Genomic DNA, 22,395 nt, shown 5'->3' on the forward strand with positions numbered 1-22,395 from the left:
CCTCCACCCGCTGTTATGCATCTGACGACATTGTCGTGCGCGGAGTCGCCGGACGACCGATGATGGAGAAGTCGGGAGGAGTTCGGGGATGATCGATCGGCGTGCCTTCTTGCGGGCCGCGGGACTGGCCGGGGCGGGCACCGTCCTGGCGGGCTGTTCGTCCGCCGACACGACCGCGCCCGGCGCTCCGGGCACGACGACGTCGCCCGTGCCTACGGCCACCACCACGGTGACCGTGCCGCCGGCCCCGCCGAACTGGGAATCCCTGCGCGCGCGAATCTCCGGCACACTGTTCTTGCCGGGTGACAAGGACTTCGACACGGTCAGGCAGGTCTACAACCCGCTTGTGGACGGCCGCAAACCCGCCGCGGTCGCCCGGTGTCAGACCATTGAGGACGTTCAGGCCTGCGTCTCGTTGGCGGCGGAGTCCAAGGTGCCGATCGCCGCCCGCGGCGGCGGCCACAGCTATGCGGGCTATTCGGTCCCGGAATCCGGCCTTCAGGTGGACCTGAGCGAGCTGAAGAAAGTCGCTGTCCGTCCAGATGGGACAGTCCGGATCGGGGCGGGCGCCAAGCTCGTCGACGTCTACACCGAACTGGCCAAAGCCGGGAAATGCCTGCCCGCCGGCTCGTGCCCGACCGTCGGCATCGCCGGGCTGACGCTGGGCGGCGGAATAGGCGTGCTCTCGCGGAAATTCGGGCTTACCTGTGACCGTCTCGACGCGGCGACGGTGATCACAGCGGACAGCCGGGTCGTCGAGGCGTCCTCGGCCAGGGACACGGATCTCTTCTGGGCACTGCGAGGCGGTGGCGGCGGGAACTTCGGGATCGTCACGGAGTTCGTTTTCGCCCCGCTGCCCGCGCCCGCGTTGGCCGTCTTCACCATGCGGTTCCCGGCCGGATCGGCAACGGATGTGCTGGGTGCGTGGCAACAATGGATCGCCGCGGCGCCACCGGAGCTGTGGTCCAACATCATTGTCACCGGCGCGGCCCAGGCACCCGCCTGCGAGGTCAGCGGCTGTCACGTCGGCTCGCTCGGCGAGCTCAACGGCCTGCTCGCGGGCCTGAAGGTCCGCCCGTCCTCGCGCGTGGTGCAGGCGAAGGAATACCTCGACGGAATGCGGTTCTTCGCCGGGAGCAGCCGTCGACAGTCCTTTGTGGCCTCGTCGCGGATGCTGCCGGGCCCGGCCGATCCCGCGAAGATCACCCGCATGATGACCGGCAGGCCCGGACTGGACCTGTTGATCGACAGCCTCGGCGGCGCGATCGCGGACCTCGGGCCGTCGGACACCGCGTTCCCCCACCGGAAAGCCTTCGCCAGCGCCCAGATCTACATGAAGGCGGACGCCGCCGACGCCGCCCGGGCCACCACTCAGGTCAGCGAGGTTCGCGACGCCCTGACCGAGGTCGCCGGCACCACGGGGTACGTGAACTACATCGACCCGACCATGCCGGACTGGGCTGACGCGTACTACGGCGCCAATCTCCCCCGGCTGCGGAAGATCGCCGAAACCGTCGACCCGCACCGGGTTTTCGCCTTCCCGCAGGCGATCCCACGGGCCTAGGCCGTGTTTCAAATGCCCGATCGCGATAGCCGGGCCGGATGCGGCCCCTGACGCCACCGCGGGACCGCCCAAAGACAACCAGTATTCGCGGCGATCCCGCGGCGACGCCAGGAACCGCCCCACCGAGCCGATTCCGGCCTCCGGCCGGGGCAGACTCTCATCGACCGGGACATTCGAAACACGACCTAGCCGACAGGGGTTCAGCTGCCGAGGCAGACGAAAGGACGGCGCAACGGGTCGACGGCCACCGCTTCGGCCAAAGCCACGGCAGGCGAAGAACCAGCGGCCAAAGCGCGGTGGTAGTCGTCCATCGCGGCCGCGGCGGGCAGGTCGCCGACCCGGCTGGCGGCGGCGACAACGGTTCCGACGCCGCCGGCCAGCAACGCACCGGCGAACCCCAAAGCCTCGTCACCAGGCCGGATGCGGTGCAACGCCAGTTCGCACGCGGCGAGCACGACCTGGCGCGGAGGCCGTTCCAACCGGGCGAGTTCGTGCGCGAACAAGGCCCCGTCGACCAGTTCGAGCCTGGAGAACAACGCGTTCTCGGCCTCGTGTTCCCCGTGCGCCGCGATGTGCACGAGCGAGGCGCCGTCCAGGCTTTCCAGCACCCGGAACGAAGTCGCGTCCGGACCGGCGAGCAGTGTCGCCTTCTCGTAGTGCGCCGCCAGCTTGTCGATCTCGCCGATGGCGGCCGACAACCCCGGCCCACGGACCAAAGCCGTGTGTCCCGAATGGACAGGCGAGCGCGAGGCGGCCAGCCAGGCGGTGGCTGAAGGAGCGACCACGACCGGCCGGGAACGCAGCGAATCCAAAGCGCCCCAAGGAACTGCGTACAGCGCTCGCGTCGGCACGATCACCAGGTCCCCGGTTAACGCGGCCAACGGGCGCATCAGCTGCGCGTCCAACGCGGCCGCGTGCTTGCGGGCGGACGTCGAGATCGCGTTGAACAGCGGTTCCGGCAGGTGATCGGGCGCCATCGCGTTCAAGTCGGCCTGCAACCGCATCGCGTTCTCGGTCGCCTGGGCCGCCGAACCCAGTCGCACCAGCTGGACGCGACCCTCGGTCAGCACCACCGCCAGCATGGCGCCGCCTGACACCGCGAAGCTGACCAATGCGCCGGATCCGAGCTGCGTCAACACATCCGCGAAGTCGGCGACCGGTCGAGGCTTGCCCCACCGGGACGCCGCGTGCCAGCCGAGCCGCATGGCGGCTCGTTGCCGTTCGGCGTAACGGGACCGCAGCCGTGTCGTCGGCCGACCGTCCAGTTTGGCCTGCCGCAACGCGTAGCCGAGGTTACGGATCTCCGCGATCAACTCGACCAGCTGGGGGTCGTCGATCCCGGAAACCGGTTCATAGCGGTACATCTGCGCCCGAGTCTGTTCAAGCCAGCCGAACATGCGACGTGCCTCGGCCGTGGAGTCACCGCCGTCGAGCACCAGCCGGACAGCCAGATCACCGAGTTCCTGGCCGTGGATCGCGGTCGCGGACACCAGTTCGAGCCCGCCCATCCGGTCACGTGCCCGGCCGAGGTCGCCCAGGCCCGCCCGAGCCTGGGCGAACGCCTGGCGCCTGTTCCCCTCGGCGGCCGCGAGCTCGGCACGAGTCAGGCGAAGGAGCATGCGCTGCTCGATCGGTGTCAGTGGCCCAGGCCGGCTCAACGCACCGAGCAACGACTTCGCCTCAGCGATGTTTCCTCGCCGGACCTCCAGCCGCGCTGCCAACGTACGGGCGATCGCGGCTTCGTCCATCAGCCGGACGGACGTGAGTTCGTCCGCCAGCTGACTTGCCCGCGCGGGCAGGGACGCGGGGATTCTTTTGCCACGCCACGCTTGTGCGACGTCCACACGCAATCCGATGAGCGCCGCCACCGCGGCCCACGCGTCACTGCCGCGCCGCTTGAAACGGCGTCGTGCGGAGTTGGCGAGCTTACGGCCCAGCGAGAGGTTGTCCTCCATCAGCGCGGCCGTCGCACGCATCAGCTCGGCTTCGGCGAGGTCCTGCTGGACGCGCTCCACCTGCATCTGCGGCAGCACGTCGTCGAGGTGCTTGGCGACCTCGTCGGCCAGGCCCGCGGAGATCAGCGCCTGAGCCTGGTCGATCCGCAGCCGCGGCAGCATGAACGGGGCGAGTTCGAGGTAGTCCCGTTCGGCCAGTTGGTAGTAGCGCAACGCCTCCGGGATGTCGCCCGCGCGCTGGTACAGGTCGCCCAGCAGGTGGTGCACGTAGGCCACCCGCATCGGCAGGTCGTTGTCCTGGCCGATGGTGATCGCCCTGTTGAGATTGATGAAGGCCGGTTCGATCCGGCCGATCTCCAGGTACGCCAGGCCACGGTTGGACAGCGACGCGGCCAGCGCGTTGATCAGCCGTGGCAGGTCGTCCGTGCCCAGTTCAAGGTTGCGTTCGTTGTGGCTGATGGACGAGTCGAGCAGCGGGATGCTCTCCTCGTACCGCCCGCTGCGGAGCAACAGGCCCGCGTGGTTGCCGTCGATCGCGCCGAGCAGTTCCGCGCGGATCGCTTCGTCGGTCACCGCCTCGACCTCAGGGCGGAGCGCGTCGAGCTGGGCGAGTCCCTGCGCGAGGGTGCCGGACTCCGCCTCGGCGAACGCGACTGTGATCAAAATCCGGGCACGGGTGCGAATCCAGTCGATGCTGTCGCTCGGACCCACGCTTTCCAGCAGGGCGAGCGCCCGGCGCAACAGCCGGTTCTCCTGGGTGTAGCGGCCAGCGTGCCCGATCTCCACCGCCCTGCGATGCAGTTCTCGAGCTTGGCTGATCACCTCGGCCGGGGAGGTCGCCCTCGTCCGGTTCGTCCCTTCGGTCGGGCGTGTCGCGGGCACCGGTCTATGAGACCACAAAAGGTCAACAAGCGAGCCCGTCGACCGGGTGGGTCGACGGGCGGGCGCTCATCACCGGGCGTGGGTCACGGCTGGACGGGCTCGGGCTTCGGCTCCGTCTTCTGGTGCGAGACAGGGCCGTCCGGCTGGGTGGTCCCGTCGCCGTCGCCGTCCGCCGGCTCGGTCTGGTGCGACACCGGGCCTGCCGGCCGGAAACCACCGCTGCTGTCGATGGGTTCGGTCTGGTGCGACACAGGGCCCTGCGGCCGCATCTCGCCGTCGTCCTTCGGCCGGACCAAGCCCTGCAGGTCTTCGTTCTCGGTGTTCGCGGTCGTCATGGGTAGTCCCTCCTCGTAACGCGCCTTGGGCACGTGTCCCCTAACCAGAGTCCTCGAACGGTGAACACGACTCTGGGTGTTCAAACGCGGTTCCCCCCACTGGAACCGGTCCGAATCTACCGCACGAATGGGGGTATGGGAATTACGAAGCGAAACGGGATCTTGGTCGAATTACTCCGATTGTGACGTAATTGATCGGGTCAGAGGCTAACGTTTGTCAGGACCGTTATCCGCTCCTCGGTCAGGTCGATCATCGCTGATCGGACGCCCTCCCGGCCGTAGCCCGACCCCTTCACGCCGCCATAGGGCATCTGGTCTGCGCGAAATGACGGAACGTCACCGATGATGACGCCGCCGACTTCCAGTTCGGCGCCCGCGCGTGTCGCGGTCGGCAGATCGCGGGTGAAGACGCCGGCCTGGAGTCCGTAGGCCGAGGAATTCACCCGATCGAGTGCCTCGTCGTTACCGTCCACAATCGACACGGCGAGCACCGGCCCGAAGACCTCCTCGGCCCAGACCTTGCTGTCCTCCGGCACGTCCAGCAGCACGGTCGGCTCCACGAGCGTCCCCTCGCGACGCCCGCCGGTGAGCAGTTTCGCGCCACGGGAGGTCGCTTCCTCGATCCAGGACTCGATCCGGGCCGCGGCCGCGTCGTCGACCACGGGGCCGACCTCGACCTCGGGATCGTGCGGGTCGCCGTTGCGCAGCGCGCGGACCGCGTCGACGAGCTTGCCGATGAACTCGTCGGCGATCGTGCGGTCGACGAGCACCCGCTGGACCGCGATGCACGACTGCCCCGCCTGGTAGTTGCCGAACGTGGCGATGCGGCCGGCCGCGAAGTCGAGGTCCGGCCAGTCCGCGCACACCACGGCCGCCGCGTTGCCGCCCAGTTCGAGCACGAAGTGCTTGCGGGGCGCGGCGTCCATCAGCGACCAGCCGACCGGGCCGGAGCCGGTGAACGACACCACCGGCAGCCGCTCGTCACGCACCAGCGCCGCGGTCGCCTCATTGCCCACCGGCAGCACCGAGAACGCGCCCTCCGGCAGATCCGTCTCCGCGAGCAGTTCGCCGAGCACCAGAGAGGACAGCGGGGTCCGCGGCGCGGGTTTGATCAGGATCGGCGCGCCGACCGCGAGCGACGGAGCGACCTTGTGCGCGACCAGGTTGAGCGGGAAGTTGAACGGCGCGATGCCCAGCACCGGTCCGCGCGGGAACCGGCGGACCAGGGCGACCCGGCCCGCCGCGGCCGGTTCGGTGTCCAGCCGCTGGATCTCACCGCCGAACCGGCGGGCCTCCTCAGCGGCGACCCGGAACGTCGAGACCGCCCTGTGGACCTCGATCTCGGCCCATTTCAACGGCTTGCCGTTCTCCGCGGTGATCAGCTCGGCGAGCTCCTCGGCCTGTGCGGCGAGTCCACGTGAGACGTGTTCGAGCGCGTCGGCCCGGACGTGGGCCGGTGTGCGCCGCAACTCCGTCGCGACGGCAGCGGCGGCCGTGACGGCACGCTCGATCTGCTCGGCGCCCGGGACCGCGACCGTGGCCACCTCGGAACCGTCGAACGGGTGAAGCACCGTCAGTGCTTCCACGCCCTGTTCCGGGCGTCCCGCGATCCAACAGGGCCTAGGTGTGGGCGTGTAGGCATCCATGGCGTCCAACGTAGTCACTCCACTGAGTATGCGTTCAAGCACACTGCGCCATTGCGGGCGTCAGAGCCGTCGTTCCACGCGGCCGACACCACGCAGTGCCTGCTCGCCGCCGTAGTTGGGGCGCGAACGACCAACGCGACCAAGCCCACGGGTGAACCTCTTCACCCGCCAGGCCCGTCGCCAGCGGCGCCTGCGATGCTTGACCTGCGTCATCCGAGAGGAGCTATGCAGTGTCCGACGCCAGCGCCAAGCCAGTGCTCGTTGTCGACTTCGGCGCTCAGTACGCCCAGCTGATCGCGCGCCGCGTGCGCGAGGCGCAGGTGTACTCCGAAGTCGTCCCGCACACCGAGTCCGTCAAGGAGATCATCGCCCGCGACCCGGCCGCGATCATCCTGTCCGGCGGCCCCGCGAGTGTCTTCGCCGAAGGCGCGCCGAACGTCGACCCGGCCCTGTTCGAGGCCGGGGTGCCGGTGTTCGGGATCTGCTACGGCTACCAGGCGATGGCCGGTGCCCTGGGCGGCACGGTCGAAGCGACCGGCATCCGGGAGTTCGGCCGCACCGAGCTGTCGGTGTCCGGCGGTGTCCTGCACGAGGACCTGCCCGGCAGGCACCCGGTCTGGATGAGCCACAACGACAGCGTGACCAAGGCGCCGGAAGGCTTCGCCGTCACCGCGTCCAGCGACGGCGCCGCGGTCGCCGGCTTCGAGAACGTCGACCGCAAGCTGGCCGGCGTGCAGTACCACCCCGAGGTCGGGCACTCGCCGCACGGCCAGGAGGTGTTGCGCCGCTTCCTGCACGAGATCGCGGGCATCCGGCCGGACTGGACCGTCGCGTCCATTGTGGAGGACCAGGTCGCCGCGATCCGGGCGAAGGTCGGCGACGGGCGCGCGATCTGCGGGCTGTCCGGCGGCGTCGACTCCGCTGTGGCCGCGGCACTGGTCCAGCGCGCCATCGGGGACCGGCTGACGTGTGTCTTCGTCGACCACGGCCTGCTCCGTGCCGGTGAGCGCACGCAGGTGGAGCGCGACTTCGTCGCCGCCACCGGCGTCAATCTGGTCACAGTGGACGCTCGGGACCGCTTCCTCACCGCGCTGGCCGGGGTGACCGACCCCGAGGAGAAGCGCAAGATCATCGGCCGGGAGTTCATCCGCGTCTTCGAACAGGCCGCCCGCGACCTGAAGACTGAGGAGGGCGTCGACTTCCTCGTGCAGGGGACGCTCTACCCGGACGTCGTCGAGTCCGGCGGCGGTGCCGGCGCGGCGAACATCAAGAGCCACCACAACGTCGGCGGCCTGCCGGACGACCTTCAGTTCCAGCTCGTCGAGCCGCTGCGCACGCTGTTCAAGGACGAGGTCCGCCGGGTCGGCCTGGAACTCGGCCTGCCGGAGACGATCGTGCACCGCCAGCCCTTCCCCGGGCCCGGCCTGGCGATCCGGATCATCGGCGAGGTCACCGCGCACAACCTGGAGATCCTGCGCGCGGCCGACTCCATCGCCCGCGAGGAACTGACCTCCGCGGGCCTGGACCGGGACATCTGGCAGTGTCCGGTCGTGCTGCTGGCCGACGTGCGAAGCGTTGGTGTGCAAGGAGACGGCCGGACGTACGGGCATCCGGTCGTGCTGCGCCCAGTGTCCTCAGAGGACGCGATGACGGCCGACTGGACGCGTCTTCCCTACGACGTCCTCGAACGCATCTCGACTCGGATCACCAACGAGGTGCCCGAGGTCAACCGCGTCGTCCTGGACGTCACGAGCAAGCCCCCGGGCACCATCGAATGGGAATAACCCCCTCGTGAGTGTTTATCGGCGTTCTAACCCTGATAAACACTCACGAGGGTTTACCTGGGTCAACCACCGGAGTTGGTGCGGATCCAGCTGGCCAGCGCCGAGGTGTCGACGTAGATCGACGGGCCGGTGGCGCAGGTCGAGCTGCCGTTGCCGGCCCGGCTGGTCGCGCCGATCAGCTGCCACACGCCGTTGACGCGCTTGACCTGCGGGCCACCCGAGTCGCCGTAGCAGGCACCCGCGTTGCCACCCGGGTTGTTGGTGCAGATCTCGGTCGCGCCCCGGATACCCAGGCACCGGCTGTCGGCCACGATCGAGGTGTCCAGCTCCTGCAGGCCGATCGGCGCGCCACAGCCACCACGGACGGGGCACGTCTGGCCCCAGCCGATGATCCGGGTCGCGGTGCCCACCGCGCCCGACTCGGCCGCGAGGGCGATCGGCGCCTGCGGCACCGAACTCGCCAGCTGCAGCACGGCGAGGTCGGCCGACGGGTGCGCGATCCGGCGCGACACACGCGCGACGGAACCACCACTGGTGCGGTTGGTGGTGCCGACGCGCACCTGGTACGGCGTCCCGCAGTGGGCCGCGGTCACCACCCAGTTCGGCTTGATCAGCGAGCCGCCACAGGAGTGGCCGCCTGAGCTGGACTGCAGGGAAACCATGAACGAATAGACTTCAGAGGCCGGGCGGCCGTTGACAATCATCGGTTCGACCACGCCTGTTGGCTCTTCCGCCTGAGCCGCCGCGGCTGGGATGACCAGACCGGCGAGCGCGACTCCAGCGGTGAACAGGCCGGCGAGCAGGGACCGTGCCTTCATGGAGTTCTCCTTTTGTGGTCCCGGAAGGTGATCCGGGTCACGGAGAACCGTAGGAAAGGCCGTTACCGCACCGTAACCGTCAGAAGTAGGGAAGAAATCCCAATTGCCTCAAACCAGACGGCGGTCCGAAGCCCAGCGCGACAACTCGTAGCGGTTCGACAGCTGGGTCTTGCGCAGCACGCTCGACACGTGTGTCTCCACCGTCTTGACCGAGATGAACAGCTCGGACGCGATCTCCTTGTACGCGTAACCACGCGCCAGCAACCGAAGCACGTCACGCTCGCGCGGGGTCAGCAGGTCCAGTTCGGGGTCGCTGATCGGTGCCGAGCCCGGCCGGTCGGCGAACGCGTCCAGGACGAACCCGGCCAGCCGCGGCGAGAACACCGCGTCGCCCTCGGCCACCCGGACGACCGCCCGGACCAGTTCCTGGCTGGAGATCGTCTTGGTGACGTACCCGCGGGCCCCGGCCCTGATCACCGTGATCACGTCTTCGGCCTGGTCGGAGACGGACAGCGCGAGGAACACCACGGCCGGGTGTGTCGGGCGGACCTGGCGCAGCACCTCGGCGCCGCCGCCGTCCGGCATGTGCACGTCCAGCAGCACCACGTCGGGCAGTTTCGCCGCGATCCCGGCGACCGCCTCGCCGACGGTGCCCGCCTCGCCGACGACCTCGATCTCGTCGGTGATCGAGTCCAGTTCGGTGCGCACGCCCGCGCGGAACAACGCGTGGTCGTCCACCAGGAAGACCCGCACCTTGCGGGTAGTGTCGGTCGTCTCGCTCACGCCTTGGCCTCTCTCCCGGCATTGCGCGCCGAAGCGGTGCTCCTCGGCATCTCGAGGTGCACTTCGGTGCCTTCGCCGAGGGCGGTGCGAATCCGCACCGAACCCCCGTTGCGGTCCATCCTGCCCTTGATGGAGTCGGCGAGGCCATGCCGGTCGGCCGGAACGGTCGTCTCGTCGAAGCCCTTGCCGCGGTCGCGCACGAAGATGTTCACCCGATCCGGTTCCACCTCGGCGTACACGCTGACCTCGGCCACCCCGGCGTGCTTGGCGGCGTTCACGGTCGCCTCCCTGGTCGCCTGGACCAGCGCGGTCAGCTTCTCGTCCAGTTCGCAGTCGCCCACCACGACCTGCTGGACCTTGATCGCGAACGTGTCCTCGACCTCGCCGCACGCCACCTCCACCGCCTCCGACAACGTGGTCGGCCCGCTGACCTGCTGGGTGGTAGGCCCGTCGCCGCGGCTGTAACCGGACGGCCCGTACAGCCAGGTACGCAGTTGACGTTCCTGACCACGGGCGAGCCGCAGCACCTCACGCGGCGTCTCGGCCTGCTTCTGGATCAGCGCAAGCGTTTGCAACACGGAGTCGTGCAGGTGAGCCGCGATCTCGGCGCGTTCTTCGGTCCTGATCCGCTTGCGGCGCTCCTCGCCCAGGTCGCGGACCAGCCGCAGCCACCACGGCACCGTCACGGCCGCGACGCCGAGCAGCACGGCCAGCACCGACGCGACGACGAACTCAGGCTGGTCGTAGTTGGTGACGGCCTGCAGCAAGAACGCCACGACACCCGAGATGACCAGCGCGATACCGGACAACGTGCGCACGAACGCGCCACGCTCACCCTTACGGCGTTCGTCCGCCTCACGCCAGACGATCGCGGCGCCGATCACCGCCAACGCCAGCGCGGCTCCCGCCCAGCCGTTGAACGTGCCGGTCAGGGTGCCACCGGCCAGCGCGACGCCGACCCCCAACGCGATCAGGCCGATCGCCTGCTGGCGCTCCTTCGGCGAGATCGGCGTGGCCTCCGCGTCCGCGTCCTGCTGCGGCACGAACGCCCACAACAGGCCGTACACGATCACACCGACGCCACCCGCCGCGGCCAGCGCGGCGAACGCCAGCCGTACCCAGAGCACGTCGACACCGAGATGATCGGCGAGGCCACCGGCGATGCCCGCGATCGTCCGCCCGGAGCGCCGCCGGTACATCCGGTTGAACTCCGGGCCCGTCGTCAGGGCACTGGTATCCCGCCTGAGCTGCAAACCCACACGAGAATGGTCACACGTACGCGTGAACAGGTCATCAGGGAAGGACCCGGGGACAAGCTCAGGGGCGGTCCCTGATGTGCCAGATGGCCTGGTCGGCTCATCCTTGTCACTGTGAGTGGAGCGCAGCGACAGCAGAACCATCCGTTGGCCGGGGCGGAGGACACGCTGAAGGACTTCTGGGTCACCCGGCCGAGGCGGCCGCGGCGTGGCCGGAAGATCGCGGGCGTCGCGGCTGGCATCGCCAACCGCTACCAGATCGACCCGATCCTCGTGCGGGTCCTGCTGGTCGTCTCCGCCATCGTCGGCGGCGCCGGTCTGATGGTGTACGTGGCGGGCTGGCTGTTCTTCCCCGAGGAGAACGACGAGGAAGCGCCGCTGCCCGCGCTGATCGGCCGTGGCCGCAGCAGTACCGGGTGGTTCATCACGCTGGTGCTGTGCGCGGTGCTGTTCGGCGTCTCACTCTGGACCTTCAACGGCAACGGCGGTGAGGGGATCGTCGGCCTCGCCCTGCTGCTCGGGGCCATGTTCCTGCTGCACCGCAGCCGGGCGTCACTCGCGCCGTCGACCCCGCCGCCCGCCGCCCCGCAGCCGACGATGCCCCTGGGGATGGACATGAACGCGCCGACGACCGAGCAACCGGTGCCGCCACAGCCCGAGCAGCGGACCAGCCCACCGGCGTGGGATCCGCTCGGTGCGGCACCTTTCGCGTGGGACCTGCCGGACCCGGCGCCTGCCAAGGTCGAGCCGGAGCCGCCCGCTCCGCGGCGTAGGCGATCCGCGATCGGCGGGATCACCCTGGGCGCGGCACTCGCTGTCGGTGGAGCGTGTGCGCTGGCAGCGCCGTACGCCGCCTGGCTGACGCCAGGACACATCATCGGCATCGTGCTCGCCATCGTGGGCCTCGGCATGGTCGGCGGCTCGCTGATGGGCGGTGGCCGTGGCCTGATCGGCCTCGCGGTTCCGTTGGCGCTGGCCGGCTTCGTGTTCACCACGACCGTGCGCAGCGACGGCTGGGTCGACCAACGGCAGGAGTGGGGCAGCGTCGCGTTCCGGCCGACGTCCGTGGCCGCGGTCCAACCTGGGTACAGCGTCGGCGGCGGCACGGTCGACCTCGACCTGACAGCCCTGCCGAACACCGGCACGGTCCACACATCGGTCCACGTGGGCCTGGGCACCGTGTCGGTGCTCGTGCCCGAGAACGCGGACGTCGAGGTCACGTGCGAGGCGTCGCTCGGTTCGGTCGACTGCCTCGGCTACGAGCAGAACGCGACGGACGCGCATGTCAGCACGGTCGACAACGGCACCGACGGCGCCGGCGGCCTCAAGATCTACTTGGACGCCCGGGTGAACTCCGGGGACGTGGAGGTGCGCCGTGGCTGACAACACGGAGAACACAGCCAACGAGAACGCGACCGAGCGCAGGCGGCCGGACCTGCTGACCTTGTTCGCCGGGATCGCGGCGCTGGTGGTGGCGGCCTACGTGCTGACCGACGGCCAGACCTGGCTCCCGTCGTTCGACCCGCGCTGGCTGCTCGCCGGCGGTGCGGTCCTGGTCGGTCTGCTGCTACTCGGCAGTTCGGTCCGCCGCCGCAACCGGTGACGGTGCCGCCGCCACGGCCGGAACCACGAGTTCCGGCCGGGCGGCGGCTTTGGGCTGCCAGCGGGTCATACCCACCCCCAGCAGGACCACGACCATGCCGACCACCACTCGCACCGTGACCGGTTCACCCAGCACGACGGCACCGAGCAGGACCGACACCACCGGCAGCAGGTAACCGACAGCCGTCGCGGCGACCGCGCCTTCGTCGGCGATCAGGCGGTAGTTCAGGGCGAACGCGAGCCCGGTGCCGAAGACGCCGAGGACCACGATGGCGACAACGCCCATCGGGTGCCAAGAAATCGGCTCAAGGCCGTCGATCGGCAGCAACAACGTGCTCAGCCCGGCCGCGGTGACCAACTGAGCGGCTGACAACGCGATCGGCGCCGTGCCCTTGCCGGACAGTTTCAGGCCGATGTACGTGTAGCTGACGGCGTAGCTCGCCGCGGCGCCGAGGATCGCCAGCGCGCCCCAGCTGGTCAGGCCGCTCGTCTGCCACGGCGCGAAGATGAGCAGAGTCCCGGCGAAACCGACGACCATGCCGAGCATGCGCAACGAGAACAGCTTGCGTTCCTGGCCGAGCAGCACACCGATCAGCAGGGCCCACAGCGGCGTGGTGGCGTTCAGCACACCCGCGACGCCGGAGTCCACGGTCTGCTCGCCGAAGCCGAACAGGAAGAACGGCAACGCGTTGCCGAAGAACGCGGCGAACACCAGGTGAGCCCACACTTTGCGGTCCCGGGGCAGTCGCTGTCTGCCGGAGTAGCACAGCACGACGAGGACGGCCGCGCCCAGCAGGATTCGTCCGATCGCGATCTGGCCGGGCGACATGGACTGCAGCGCGAACTTGATCCACAAGAAGCTGGATCCCCACAGCAGAGCCAGAACGCCCATCCTGATCAGAGTGCCCCTGCTGCCCACCGGTGATCTCCCATCGTCGAACCCGCCCCAACGATGCCCCCGCTAACTACGCAGAACAAGTGAATATAAGTGCATGCACCCTTTAGTAAAGCTGTAAGATCGGGCCATGCTCGACGTACGCCGGATGCAGCTGCTCAGAGCGGTCGTGACCAGCGGATCGGTCACCTCCGCGGCCAGCAACCTGGGCTACACGCCCTCCGCGATCAGCCAGCAACTGGCTGTCCTGGAGAAGGAAGCCGGAGTGGCCCTGCTGGAACGCGTCGGCCGCGGCATCCGGGCGACCGCGGCAGGGCGGCTGCTGACCGAGCACGCCGCGATCATCAGCAAGAACCTGTCCGACGCCGAGAGCGCCTTGCGTGACCTCAAGGAAGGCAAGACCGGGCAGCTGTCGATCAGGTACTTCTCGACCGCGGGCGTGGCACTCGTCCCGCCGGCGATGGCCCAGTTGCGCAAGCACCACCCAGGCCTGCAGATCGACCTGAAGCTGATCGACCCGGAAGACCCGTTGCCGGAAGTCGAAGAAGGCCGCGCGGACGTGGCGATCGTGGTGTTCCCCCGGATGAACCCGCCGCGCCGCGGAGTGCAGCTGATCCACCTGATGCACGACCCGCTGCGGGCAGTCCTGCCGCGTGGGCACAGGCTGGCCGGCAAACGCTTCGTGGACCTCACGGACTTGGCGGAAGAGCCTTGGGTGAGCACGGAATTCGTGCCGGGCCCGTGTGCGGACCTGTTCATGAACGCCTGCGCCGCGGCTGGTTTCACACCCAACGTCGCCGTGGAGTCGGAGGATTACACGACCTCACAAGGGTTTGTGGCGGCGGGCCTCGGCGTGGCCCTGATTCCCAAGCTGGGCCTGGACACCACGCACTTCGGCGTCGTCGCCAAGCGCGTCCGCCGGCCCGAGCCGACCAGGGAGATCTACGCCGCGATCCGCGAGACCAGCGCGGACAATCCCGCTGTACAAGCGTTTCTCGCGGCTTTGAGCGACGTGGCCAAGCGGATCGCCACCTAGGAGCCGTTGCGGCACGGCTACTGCACGAGGCGGGTGGGTACTCTGGGACCGCGCCTTTTCGCGGACGGGACGCCCTCGGTCGATGGGTCGCGGGCACGCGGAGAGGTCGACGCCACGAGAGGGTGATCACGTCGTGGTTTCACACCTGACCAGGCCAGAGCCGACACCCAGCGAGATCGGCGAAAAGATGCGCCGGCTCCGCGAACGTCGCGGATGGAGCCTTGAACTCGTGGCCGGTCGGCTCGGCATGACGCGGCAGAATCTCTCGAAGTACGAACGTGGTGAACGACGTGTCCTGGAACGAGGACTGTTGACGAGGATCGCCGAGGCGTACGAGTGCCACGTGCTTGACCTGACGGGAGAACCGTATTCGCCGGTCGACGAGCAGTCCGCGATCGCGCACTCGGCCATCATGCCGATCCAGCTCGCGCTGCTCGACTGCGATTTCGACGACGTACCCGACCAACCCGCCCGGCCGCTCGACGACCTGGCCCGCGGTGTCCGCGACGCCAACCGGCAGCGGGATTTCACACGCTACGAGATCGCCGGTCGAGACCTCGGCGACCTGCTGACTGAGCTGCAAATCGTCGCGGCGACAGGCGACGAGGCTGAGCAGAGACGGGCGCTGACGCTCTTCGTTGAAGCCTGCCTCGTCGCGTATGAGATCTCGAAGAATCTGGGACATCCGACGCTGGGAGTCGAGGCCGCCCGTCGCGGGCTCGGCGCCGCCAAGCGCCTCGGTGACCCGGCGATGCTTGGGTTCGCCCGGTGGTACTACGCCCTCGGCTTGATGCGTGTGGGGGCCCACCGGCGAGCGGCCGCGTCGTTGGCCAGAGGAATCGAGCACATGGAGGCCGTTGCCGACCCGTCGGCCGCCGACACACTCGGCACCGAGATCTACGGATTGCTGCACCTGACGTCAGCGCTGGAGGCGTCACGCACCGGCCGGGCCGACGTGGCGCATGGCCACTTGGCGGAGGCTCAGCGGACCGCGGCCCGAACCGGTGAGCGTAACGGCTTGATGCAACATTTCGGGCCGACCAACTGCGCCGCGTGGTCCCTGACCGTCGGCGTCGAACTCGGCGAAGGAGCGGGCGCTGCCGAACGCGCACGGCGCGAAAACGTCGACCTGAACGTCTTCGATTCGCCGAATCGAGTCGGTGCCTGGCATTACGACTTCGCTCGCGCGCTCGCCCAGGACGGCGGCGGCCGGGACATGGACGCGATTCGGCACCTGGACATCGCGGCCCGGACGGCTCCCCAGCGGTTGAACCACGATCCGATCGCCCGCGAGTTGGTGATGGAGTTGGACGGCCGCGCGCGGATGGCGATGTGGGAGCTGGACAGCTTGCGGAACAGGTTCGGCCTCAACGTCGACTGACCCCATCGTGTGAACATGAGGGTTTGTCAACTGGTAGTTGACAACTAGTTCCTGATCAAACTTGGCGTCCTTCCCGTCAGTCACTGCCTTTCGGGAAGGCGACGCGGTATGTGGCATTCCGGATGGGAAACCATCCACGCAGGCGACACCTTTGGAGCCCGCTCCCCAACGCAGTCAAGCCTTACGTCCAAGAGCGACGTGGCTCCAAGCACCATTTGAACCACTGATCACCTGGAGTTCGACCGTGTCTCACAAGACTCAGATATCCGCCGCCGACCACGGTGACACGTCAAATCGGCGTGTCGACGGTGGAGACTTCGCGACGTCCGTCGCGGAGATGGTCGCCGATCAGGCACCGCCCATGTTCGCTGTTGTCCTCGAGTTCGGCGATGGCGCCGAAGCAGAGATAGTTGCCTGGGGAATGGTGCTTGACGACAGCACGTACATGGTCACGGTGGACGGCAAGAACCAATACGTCTTGGCTGAGCCAGAAAATGCCGTGCGCTACATCCGCGGTCATAGCGACATCACGCCACATCTGGTGTGGGCAGGACCGTCGGCCGCTAGGTCTCACGGGTAAGCCCAGCAAGCACAAGTCACCAGCGGAATTTTCGTGTCTGAGCAGCAAAGCCCACCATGTCCACGCACTCGGCTGGGAGCCAAGCTTCGCCGGATGAGACGACAGGCAGGACTCACCCTTGACCAGGCGGCGTCGAGGCTCGACAAGTCTCGAAGCAGCATGTACAGGATCGAAAACGGCCGTACCAGGGTGGATGTTCACCTGGCGCGGTCGATGATGGACCTCTACGGCATTCGTGACATCACACTGCTCGAAGAGGTGCGCGAAGCCGTCAAGCCGGTCGGTGGTTTACCCGGTACTGAGGGGGCGACACGTGGCCAGTGATCAGGCCGTACCGGCTTTGAAATCGTCGATCATCAGTTTGCCGTTCTGGACGATCACGGTGAACCGGTAAGGCTCGCGGGTTTCGCGGCCGTCCTTGAACTTGAACCGCACTGTGCCGCGGACGTTGCCTTTGTCGTCCTGGTTGGTGTCGGTGATCCGGACGTCGGACATCTGGGCGTAGAAGGTGAAGTAGCCGTCCCGGCCGTTGGACAGCCCCTGGGCCTTCGGGGTGAGCAGGGCCCACCCCGCCTCGGGGTTCTCCGGCAACAGGTCGTAGTAACGGCTGACGAAGTTCGCCGCGTCGTCCAGGGACTCGCCGTCGTCGTCGTCATCGGTCGACGGGGTGGACGTGGGCGAGGACGAAGGTGTGGTGGGCGGCGGTGTGGTCTTCTTCGGCGTCGCCGAGGGCGTCTGGGTGACGGTGGTCGGCGGCGGCGGGGCCAGTGTCGTCGGGTTCTGCTGCGCGTTCGTCGGTTTTGTGGGCGTGAAGATGTTGGCTACCAGGACGCCGATAGCGGCCGCACCGATGATCGCGAGGATCGTCAGCACGATCTTGCGGACGTCCCTGCGGGGTCTTGGCTCCGCGGGCATCGGGTCGCGTCTGGGTTGCGAGCCGTGCGGTGGCGGTTGGTTGCCACGTGGCGGCGTGCCGGGCGGCGGGCCCAGCGGGAAGCCGCCGGGCGGTGTACGACGTGGCTCAGCGAGCGGGTTGGCGTCGATCCGCGTCTGCGGGTGCGGCGGCACGGGTGGGGGCGGCGGCGGTGGCGGCGGAGCGATCCGTGGGGCGACGGCGACGGTCGGGCCGTCGTAGTTGCCGCCGCTGAGCAATCCGGGCGGGACGGGACGACCGGCGGCGATCGCGGCCAGTGCTTCCTTGGCGGCGGCCATGGACGGCCGCTCCTCCGGTTCGGTACGCAGCAGGCGCATCAGCAACGCCGTCAACGGACCCGCCTGACGAGGCGGGGTGATCTTGCCCGCCGCGACCGCGTGCAGCAGTGCGAGCGTGTTCTCGCTCAGACCGAACGGCGAGTGTCCCTCGACGCAGATGTACAGCGTCGAGCCCAGCGAGAACACGTCCGACGCGGGCGTCGGCTCCATGCCCTTGGCGACCTCGGGAGCGAGGTACGCGGGTGTCCCGGCGAGCATGCCGGTGGCGGTCACGGTCACGTCGCCGACCGCACGCGAGATGCCGAAGTCGGTGATCTTCACCGAGCCGTCGTTGCCGAGCAGCACGTTGGCGGGCTTGATGTCGCGGTGCACGATCCCGGCCGCGTGCGCGGCGACCAGGCCGGCCGCCACCTCGGTGCCGATCCTGGCGGCCTCCTGCGGCGGCAGCGTGATCCGCTCGTCCAGTTCGGCCGCGAGGCTGCGGGACGGCAGGTACTCCATCACCAGCCAGGGCTGGCCGTCATCCTCGACCACGTCGTAGACCGTGATCGCGTTCGGGTGCTGCAGCCGGGCCGCGATCCGGCCCTCCCGCATCGAGCGGAGCCGGCCTTCCTCGGCCTGCGCGGCGCTCAGGCCGGGCTGCGTCAGCAACTGTTTGACCGCGACCGTGCGGTGCAACCGCTCGTCGTGCGCCTGCCAAACGACGCCCATGGCGCCGCTGCCGATGCGCTGTCCCAGTCGGTATCGACCCGCCACCAGGCGGTCTTCGTCGGAGGGCAACGCCTAACTCCCGTACGGCTGGTTGTCTGCGACCTAGGACTCTACTTATGTGTCGTTTGGGCGCACTCGGAGGTTGCTTCGTACTACCGGGAATTCGGGATGCTGATCGTTCCCGGGTTCGATGGCCTGGTCGGCGAGTTCGACGGCGGCGACGACGGTTTGGGAGTGGTGGTCGTCGTGGTCGTCGTGGTGGTGGTCGACGACTGCGTCTTCGGTGGCTCCGTCTGCTTCGGTGTCGACCTCGGTGGCTGGCGGGTCGGCTGCTCGCTCGACGTCTCGGTGTACGTCTCGGTGTAGGTGAACGTCGGCACGGAGCTGGTGGTCGTCTGCGAGCTGTTGACCTTGGACGGGTCCGGCCCGCCCTTCTCCTCGTTGCCGCTGGCCGCGATCAGCCAGCCGCCCAGCCCCAGCACCAGCGCGGCCATCACACCGGCCAGCACGAGCGGCCGCTTGGACTGCTTGTGCGGTGGCGGCGGAGCCGCCGCGGGCCGGACACCCGTGCGCGACCGCGCACTCGGTGCCGCGACGGCCCTGGTGCGCGGATCGGTCGACGGACCGGCGAACACGGTCCGCGTCTCCGGCACGTCCGGGTGGTCGCCACGGGCCACCGCGGCCAGCATGTCCCTGGCGTGCGCGGCGGTCGGACGGTCCTCGGCCTCGGTGGCCAGCAGTGCGATCAGCACCGGGGTCAGCGGTCCCGCCAGCTGCGGCGGGTTGATCTTGCCCGCGGCGACGGCGTGCAGCAGGCCGAGCGTGTTCTCGCTCAGGCCGAACGGCGGCTCGCCTTCGACCGCCGCGTACAGCGTCGAGCCGAGGGAGAAGACGTCGGTGGGCGGTGTCGGGTCCTTGCCGTACGCCACCTCAGGCGCCAGATACGCGGGCGTCCCGGCGATCAGCCCGGTCTTGGTGACCGTGACGTCGTCACTGGCCCGCGAGATGCCGAAGTCGGTGATCTTCACCGAGCCGTTGTCGGCGAGCAGGATGTTGCCCGGCTTGATGTCCCGGTGCACGATGCCCGCGGCGTGCGCGGCGGCCAGCGCCGCGGCGATCTGCGCGCCGATCGCGGCGACCTCGAGCGGCGGCATCGCGCCGCGCTCCTTCATGGCCGCGGCCAGGCTCTGACTGGGGACGTACTCCATCACCAGCCAGGGCGCGTCGTCCTCGTCGACCACGTCGAAGACCGTCACCGCGTTCGGGTGGTGCAGCTTGGCGGCGATCCGCCCTTCCCGCTGCACGCGTTCGAGCGCCTCGTTGATCTCCTCCTGTGACAGGCCGGTCTGCAGCAGGACCTGCTTGACGGCGACGACTCTGTTGAGCCGCTCGTCCTTTGCCTGCCAGACCACGCCCATGGCGCCAGTGCCGATGCGATGCACGAGCCGGTAGCGACCGGCTACCAGTCGGCCTTCGTCGCTCACGACACCTCCTTGCCCGCGAACTGCTCGCCGGCGATCTTCTCTGTCAGGCGGACATCCCCCGAGATCCGCCTCCAGGCTATGCGCTCACTCTTCGCGCACGGCCGCGAGACCGTTACCTGGACACGAACAGCACCGGCGTGTCGTCGCGACCGGCTCGCAGATTGAGACCAACGCCACACACCAGCCCAATCCTCGGGCGTGCTCAGCTTAGCCCGATCGGGGGTCGCATTGGTGACGCGAGGTACTGAGCGGCCCGATCGCCTCACTACTTCGGCTGAATCAACTGCGCTGAGCGGAGACGATCTCGGCGCCGGTGATCCGTTTCGGCTGGCTCTCGGTGACCCTGAGCAGCTGTTGTACCCGAGCGGTGCCGCCGTCGGGCAGCACCATCTCGACAACGGCCAGCAACGCTCCGTCACCACGCGGCTGCACGTCGATCACCCGGATGTCGCGTGTCTGCGTCCACGAGTCCAGGAAGTGGGACAGGTCGGTCTGCCGGAGCAGTCCGTCCAGCAGTCCGACGGCCTGCTGTGGCTGGCTGGCGAGCAGCTTGTAGTACTCCCTGACCAGCTCGGCGTCCGTCGGCGCGGTGTTGGTGACCTGCGCGGGCGGGGTCACCGGGGCGGTGAGCTTCTTCGAGTCGTTCGCGCGGCGGCCGGAACCCGTGTTCTCCATCGTCGCGGAGGCGCTGCCCGTGTTGGGCGCGGGCATCTCCGTGGTGATCCGCGGTGCGTTGACGGCGGTGAGGGTGAACATGTGCGGCAGCAGAGCCTGCTCGTTCGTCATCTCGGCGACCGGGCGGCCGACCGCGCCGGTCTCCGCCTGACGCCGGGTGTTGATGATGGACGCGGCGGCGATGGAAGCGCAGAGCACCGCGGTGGCCACGCCGAGCCCGGCGAGCTTGGCCAGGTGCCCGGTGCGGGCCGCTTGGCGGCGGTGGGTCCTCGGAGCGGGCGACGGCTGTGCCAGCGGTCGCGGCTCGGCCGAAGTGACCGGCGGCATCGGTTCCGTGGCGATGCCCGCGGGCATCTCCTCGGTGGCGGCCTCGTCGCGGGACTCCAGATGAACCGGGGTCGGCCGGTTCTTGATCAGCTCCGCAACGGTGATCGACCCGGCTCGGATGTGCCGGCGACCAGACGTCGGACGCTCCACTGTTACTTCCTTGCGTGTCTGTCCTGTACTCGGGGGCGTCGAGTCACGGAAGGCCACATCAGGGTCACCCGTTCGGGGCTGCTCGTGGCGGTGTCTGTAGCTCGACCGGGCCAGCGGTCACCGCTGGCACTGTCGGTATCGGCTCGAACGGGCCCGGACTTAATGGGTAACTTCAGAACGGATTTTCGGATCCCGGCCCGACGTGAACTTCAGCCGTCTGCGCTCGGTGATCGTGGACCCGTCCTTCTTCGTGATCTTCACTTCACTGAGAGTCGTGCCCTGGTTCGGGTCGATGCAGATCCTGTACACCTCGACCGCCTTGATGTCGGCGTAGCGCTGCCGGAACGCCTCCTTGCCCTGCATACGCATCTCTCCGGTGGTCATCTGGTACGCCGCGTCCGGGGCGGCGGTGACCTGCTCGTAGAACGCCTCGGTCCGGTCGCCGATCTGCTCGGGGTCGTTCATCGCCAGCGCTCGCTTCGGCGTGGTCTCCCGGAGCGGCGTGGCAGGCGGTGGCGGGGACGACGGCGGCGAACCGGTCGACTGCGGACCGCTGGTGCGCACCGTGCGGCTCGCGGCCGGTCCGCCGGTCGTGCCCCGATGGGACTGGTTCGGCACGGCCGCGACCGCGGACCGTTCCACGACGCGGTCCGCGGGCTTCGGTGACCGGCTCGGGACGGGGCCCGCGGACACGTCGAGGAACACCGGCGCGCTGGGCACACCAGGCAGGGCGTCGATGGTCTCGGTGTTCTTCGGCCTGCCGACCAGCGCGGACGCCGCGAAGCTCAGGCTGACCACGACGGCCAGTGATGAGCCCACTGCGAACCACGCGGCCTTGCGCCAGGTCTTCGGTGGCGTGACCGAGGCGGGAATGGTGCCGAGGTCGAACTTCCGCAAGCCGGGACCGGTCATCTCAGCCACAGTCGGCGGCGCGAGCACAGGCTCGGGGAGCGCGTGCGCGGGTGGGTTCGCGTGACCGACCTGCGGTGTCCACGTCCCCTGGCTGTGCCGGTGGCGTCCCTTCTCCGGGTGTTGCTCCTCGCTGGTCATACAGCTGTGACCCTTCTCACTGCCGGGTATGGCCCGATGGCTCATGACCACGGCGTGGCGACCACGTGAGCGCGGCGAAGGGCTTTCCACCAACGGGCCGCGCGGGTCGCGCGCGGACCGTTCCGATGGGCCCGTCAGTGCTCACCCGAGCCAGGGTATGCCGGACCTTCCGCGCACAGAAACGCTGGTAGGGCCCCAGATTCGTCTCCACACGACCGGGTGAAAAATCTTGACAGTGTTGGATTGTCCTCGCTTCGCTCGGACGGATT

General features: G+C 68.8%; 19 protein-coding genes. 7 read left to right on the top strand and 12 right to left on the bottom strand.

Annotation, left to right across the window (positions count from 1 at the left end; all coding sequences use genetic code 11):
* Positions 1 to 88 precede the first annotated feature (88 nt).
* On the top strand, positions 89 to 1,564 hold the full coding sequence (locus tag GC106_RS09345; protein ID WP_173126952.1) for an FAD-binding oxidoreductase: 1,476 nt from the start codon (positions 89 to 91) through the stop codon (positions 1,562 to 1,564).
* A gap of 200 nt (positions 1,565 to 1,764) precedes the next feature.
* Here GC106_RS09345 and GC106_RS09350 read toward each other — a convergent pair whose 3' ends face one another.
* The 3 genes from GC106_RS09350 to GC106_RS09360 all read right to left on the bottom strand — a co-directional run bounded on the left by GC106_RS09350 (position 1,765) and on the right by GC106_RS09360 (position 6,382).
* Positions 1,765 to 4,401 (bottom strand): CHAT domain-containing protein, encoded by a 2,637-nt coding sequence (locus tag GC106_RS09350; protein WP_173126955.1) that lies wholly within the window; start codon positions 4,399 to 4,401, stop codon positions 1,765 to 1,767.
* An 83-nt stretch (positions 4,402 to 4,484) separates the two neighbouring features.
* Entirely contained in the window at positions 4,485 to 4,736 is a 252-nt protein-coding gene (locus tag GC106_RS09355) for a hypothetical protein (RefSeq protein ID WP_173126958.1), read from the bottom strand.
* 200 nt (positions 4,737 to 4,936) lie between these two features.
* Positions 4,937 to 6,382 (bottom strand): aldehyde dehydrogenase family protein, encoded by a 1,446-nt coding sequence (locus GC106_RS09360; protein WP_173127790.1) that lies wholly within the window; start codon positions 6,380 to 6,382, stop codon positions 4,937 to 4,939.
* Positions 6,383 to 6,612: 230 nt separating this feature from the next.
* On the opposite strand from GC106_RS09360, the gene guaA reads away from it, so the two are divergent.
* Entirely contained in the window at positions 6,613 to 8,166 is a 1,554-nt protein-coding gene (guaA, locus tag GC106_RS09365; protein WP_173126961.1) for a glutamine-hydrolyzing GMP synthase, read from the top strand.
* A 62-nt stretch (positions 8,167 to 8,228) separates the two neighbouring features.
* Here the strand turns inward: guaA and GC106_RS09370 are convergent, their stop codons facing one another.
* The 3 genes from GC106_RS09370 to GC106_RS09380 all read right to left on the bottom strand — a co-directional run bounded on the left by GC106_RS09370 (position 8,229) and on the right by GC106_RS09380 (position 10,966).
* Positions 8,229 to 8,984 carry a S1 family peptidase gene (locus GC106_RS09370; RefSeq protein WP_173126963.1) on the bottom strand — a complete coding sequence of 252 codons (756 nt, stop codon included), beginning with the start codon at positions 8,982 to 8,984 and terminating at the stop codon, positions 8,229 to 8,231.
* Positions 8,985 to 9,092: 108 nt separating this feature from the next.
* A complete protein-coding gene (locus tag GC106_RS09375; protein ID WP_173126966.1) occupies positions 9,093 to 9,767 on the bottom strand; it encodes a response regulator in 675 nt (224 codons plus the stop codon).
* The gene (locus GC106_RS09380) at positions 9,764 to 10,966 is read right to left on the bottom strand and encodes an ATP-binding protein (protein ID WP_312872588.1); all 1,203 of its coding nucleotides are present in this window, start codon (positions 10,964 to 10,966) and stop codon (positions 9,764 to 9,766) included. The genes GC106_RS09375 and GC106_RS09380 overlap by 4 nt, the downstream gene beginning before the upstream one ends.
* Positions 10,967 to 11,137: 171 nt before the next feature.
* Between GC106_RS09380 and GC106_RS09385 the strand changes: the two genes are divergently transcribed.
* Both GC106_RS09385 and GC106_RS09390 read left to right on the top strand, forming a co-directional pair.
* On the top strand, positions 11,138 to 12,406 hold the full coding sequence (locus GC106_RS09385; protein WP_312872563.1) for a PspC domain-containing protein: 1,269 nt from the start codon (positions 11,138 to 11,140) through the stop codon (positions 12,404 to 12,406).
* A complete protein-coding gene (locus tag GC106_RS09390) occupies positions 12,399 to 12,626 on the top strand; it encodes a hypothetical protein (protein WP_173126972.1) in 228 nt (75 codons plus the stop codon). Before GC106_RS09385 ends, GC106_RS09390 begins: the two co-directional genes overlap by 8 nt.
* Here the strand turns inward: GC106_RS09390 and GC106_RS09395 are convergent.
* A complete protein-coding gene (locus GC106_RS09395; RefSeq protein ID WP_173126975.1) occupies positions 12,591 to 13,517 on the bottom strand; it encodes a DMT family transporter in 927 nt (308 codons plus the stop codon). The two genes, GC106_RS09390 and GC106_RS09395, sit on opposite strands and share 36 nt — an antisense overlap.
* 133 nt (positions 13,518 to 13,650) lie before the next feature.
* Here GC106_RS09395 and GC106_RS09400 point away from each other — a divergent pair, with 133 nt between their 5' ends.
* Both GC106_RS09400 and GC106_RS09405 read left to right on the top strand, forming a co-directional pair.
* Complete coding sequence (locus tag GC106_RS09400) at positions 13,651 to 14,556, top strand: LysR family transcriptional regulator (RefSeq protein WP_173126978.1); 906 nt, start codon at positions 13,651 to 13,653, stop codon at positions 14,554 to 14,556.
* Between the two features lie 82 nt (positions 14,557 to 14,638).
* On the top strand, positions 14,639 to 15,937 hold the full coding sequence (locus GC106_RS09405; protein WP_281368420.1) for a helix-turn-helix domain-containing protein: 1,299 nt from the start codon (positions 14,639 to 14,641) through the stop codon (positions 15,935 to 15,937).
* A gap of 289 nt (positions 15,938 to 16,226) precedes the next feature.
* On the opposite strand, the gene GC106_RS09410 is transcribed toward GC106_RS09405, so the two are convergent.
* Entirely contained in the window at positions 16,227 to 16,457 is a 231-nt protein-coding gene (locus GC106_RS09410) for a hypothetical protein (RefSeq protein ID WP_173126984.1), read from the bottom strand.
* Between the two features lie 93 nt (positions 16,458 to 16,550).
* On the opposite strand from GC106_RS09410, the gene GC106_RS09415 reads away from it, so the two are divergent.
* Positions 16,551 to 16,841, top strand: coding sequence for a helix-turn-helix domain-containing protein (locus tag GC106_RS09415; protein WP_312872564.1), 291 nt, complete (start codon positions 16,551 to 16,553; stop codon positions 16,839 to 16,841).
* Here GC106_RS09415 and GC106_RS09420 read toward each other — a convergent pair whose 3' ends face one another.
* The 4 genes from GC106_RS09420 to GC106_RS09435 form a co-directional block, all read right to left on the bottom strand.
* Positions 16,842 to 18,509: a serine/threonine-protein kinase gene (locus GC106_RS09420; protein ID WP_246365303.1), complete on the bottom strand. Its 1,668-nt coding sequence runs from the start codon at positions 18,507 to 18,509 to the stop codon at positions 16,842 to 16,844.
* Between the two features lie 83 nt (positions 18,510 to 18,592).
* Positions 18,593 to 19,924 carry a serine/threonine-protein kinase gene (locus GC106_RS09425; RefSeq protein WP_173126992.1) on the bottom strand — a complete coding sequence of 444 codons (1,332 nt, stop codon included), beginning with the start codon at positions 19,922 to 19,924 and terminating at the stop codon, positions 18,593 to 18,595.
* Between the two features lie 279 nt (positions 19,925 to 20,203).
* The gene (locus GC106_RS09430; protein ID WP_173126994.1) at positions 20,204 to 21,076 is read right to left on the bottom strand and encodes a hypothetical protein; all 873 of its coding nucleotides are present in this window, start codon (positions 21,074 to 21,076) and stop codon (positions 20,204 to 20,206) included.
* Between the two features lie 159 nt (positions 21,077 to 21,235).
* Positions 21,236 to 22,126, bottom strand: a complete 891-nt coding sequence (locus GC106_RS09435) for a hypothetical protein (protein WP_173126997.1) — start codon at positions 22,124 to 22,126, stop codon at positions 21,236 to 21,238.
* Positions 22,127 to 22,395: the final 269 nt, after the last annotated feature.

This window comes from Kibdelosporangium persicum, assembly GCF_013280595.1.
GTDB lineage: Bacteria > Actinomycetota > Actinomycetes > Mycobacteriales > Pseudonocardiaceae > Kibdelosporangium > Kibdelosporangium persicum.

Coding starts and splice junctions, on each gene's coding strand:
- GC106_RS09370 (WP_173126963.1), bottom strand. CDS start 8,984: ATGAAGGCACGGTCCCTGCTCGCCGGCCTGTTCACCGCTGGAGTCGCG.
- GC106_RS09360 (WP_173127790.1), bottom strand. CDS start 6,382: ATGGATGCCTACACGCCCACACCTAGGCCCTGTTGGATCGCGGGACGC.
- GC106_RS09405 (WP_281368420.1), top strand. CDS start 14,639: ATGGGTCGCGGGCACGCGGAGAGGTCGACGCCACGAGAGGGTGATCAC.
- GC106_RS09355 (WP_173126958.1), bottom strand. CDS start 4,736: ATGACGACCGCGAACACCGAGAACGAAGACCTGCAGGGCTTGGTCCGG.
- GC106_RS09435 (WP_173126997.1), bottom strand. CDS start 22,126: ATGACCAGCGAGGAGCAACACCCGGAGAAGGGACGCCACCGGCACAGC.
- GC106_RS09380 (WP_312872588.1), bottom strand. CDS start 10,966: ATGTACCGGCGGCGCTCCGGGCGGACGATCGCGGGCATCGCCGGTGGC.
- GC106_RS09345 (WP_173126952.1), top strand. CDS start 89: ATGATCGATCGGCGTGCCTTCTTGCGGGCCGCGGGACTGGCCGGGGCG.
- GC106_RS09400 (WP_173126978.1), top strand. CDS start 13,651: ATGCTCGACGTACGCCGGATGCAGCTGCTCAGAGCGGTCGTGACCAGC.
- GC106_RS09410 (WP_173126984.1), bottom strand. CDS start 16,457: ATGACCGCGGATGTAGCGCACGGCATTTTCTGGCTCAGCCAAGACGTA.
- GC106_RS09395 (WP_173126975.1), bottom strand. CDS start 13,517: ATGGGCGTTCTGGCTCTGCTGTGGGGATCCAGCTTCTTGTGGATCAAG.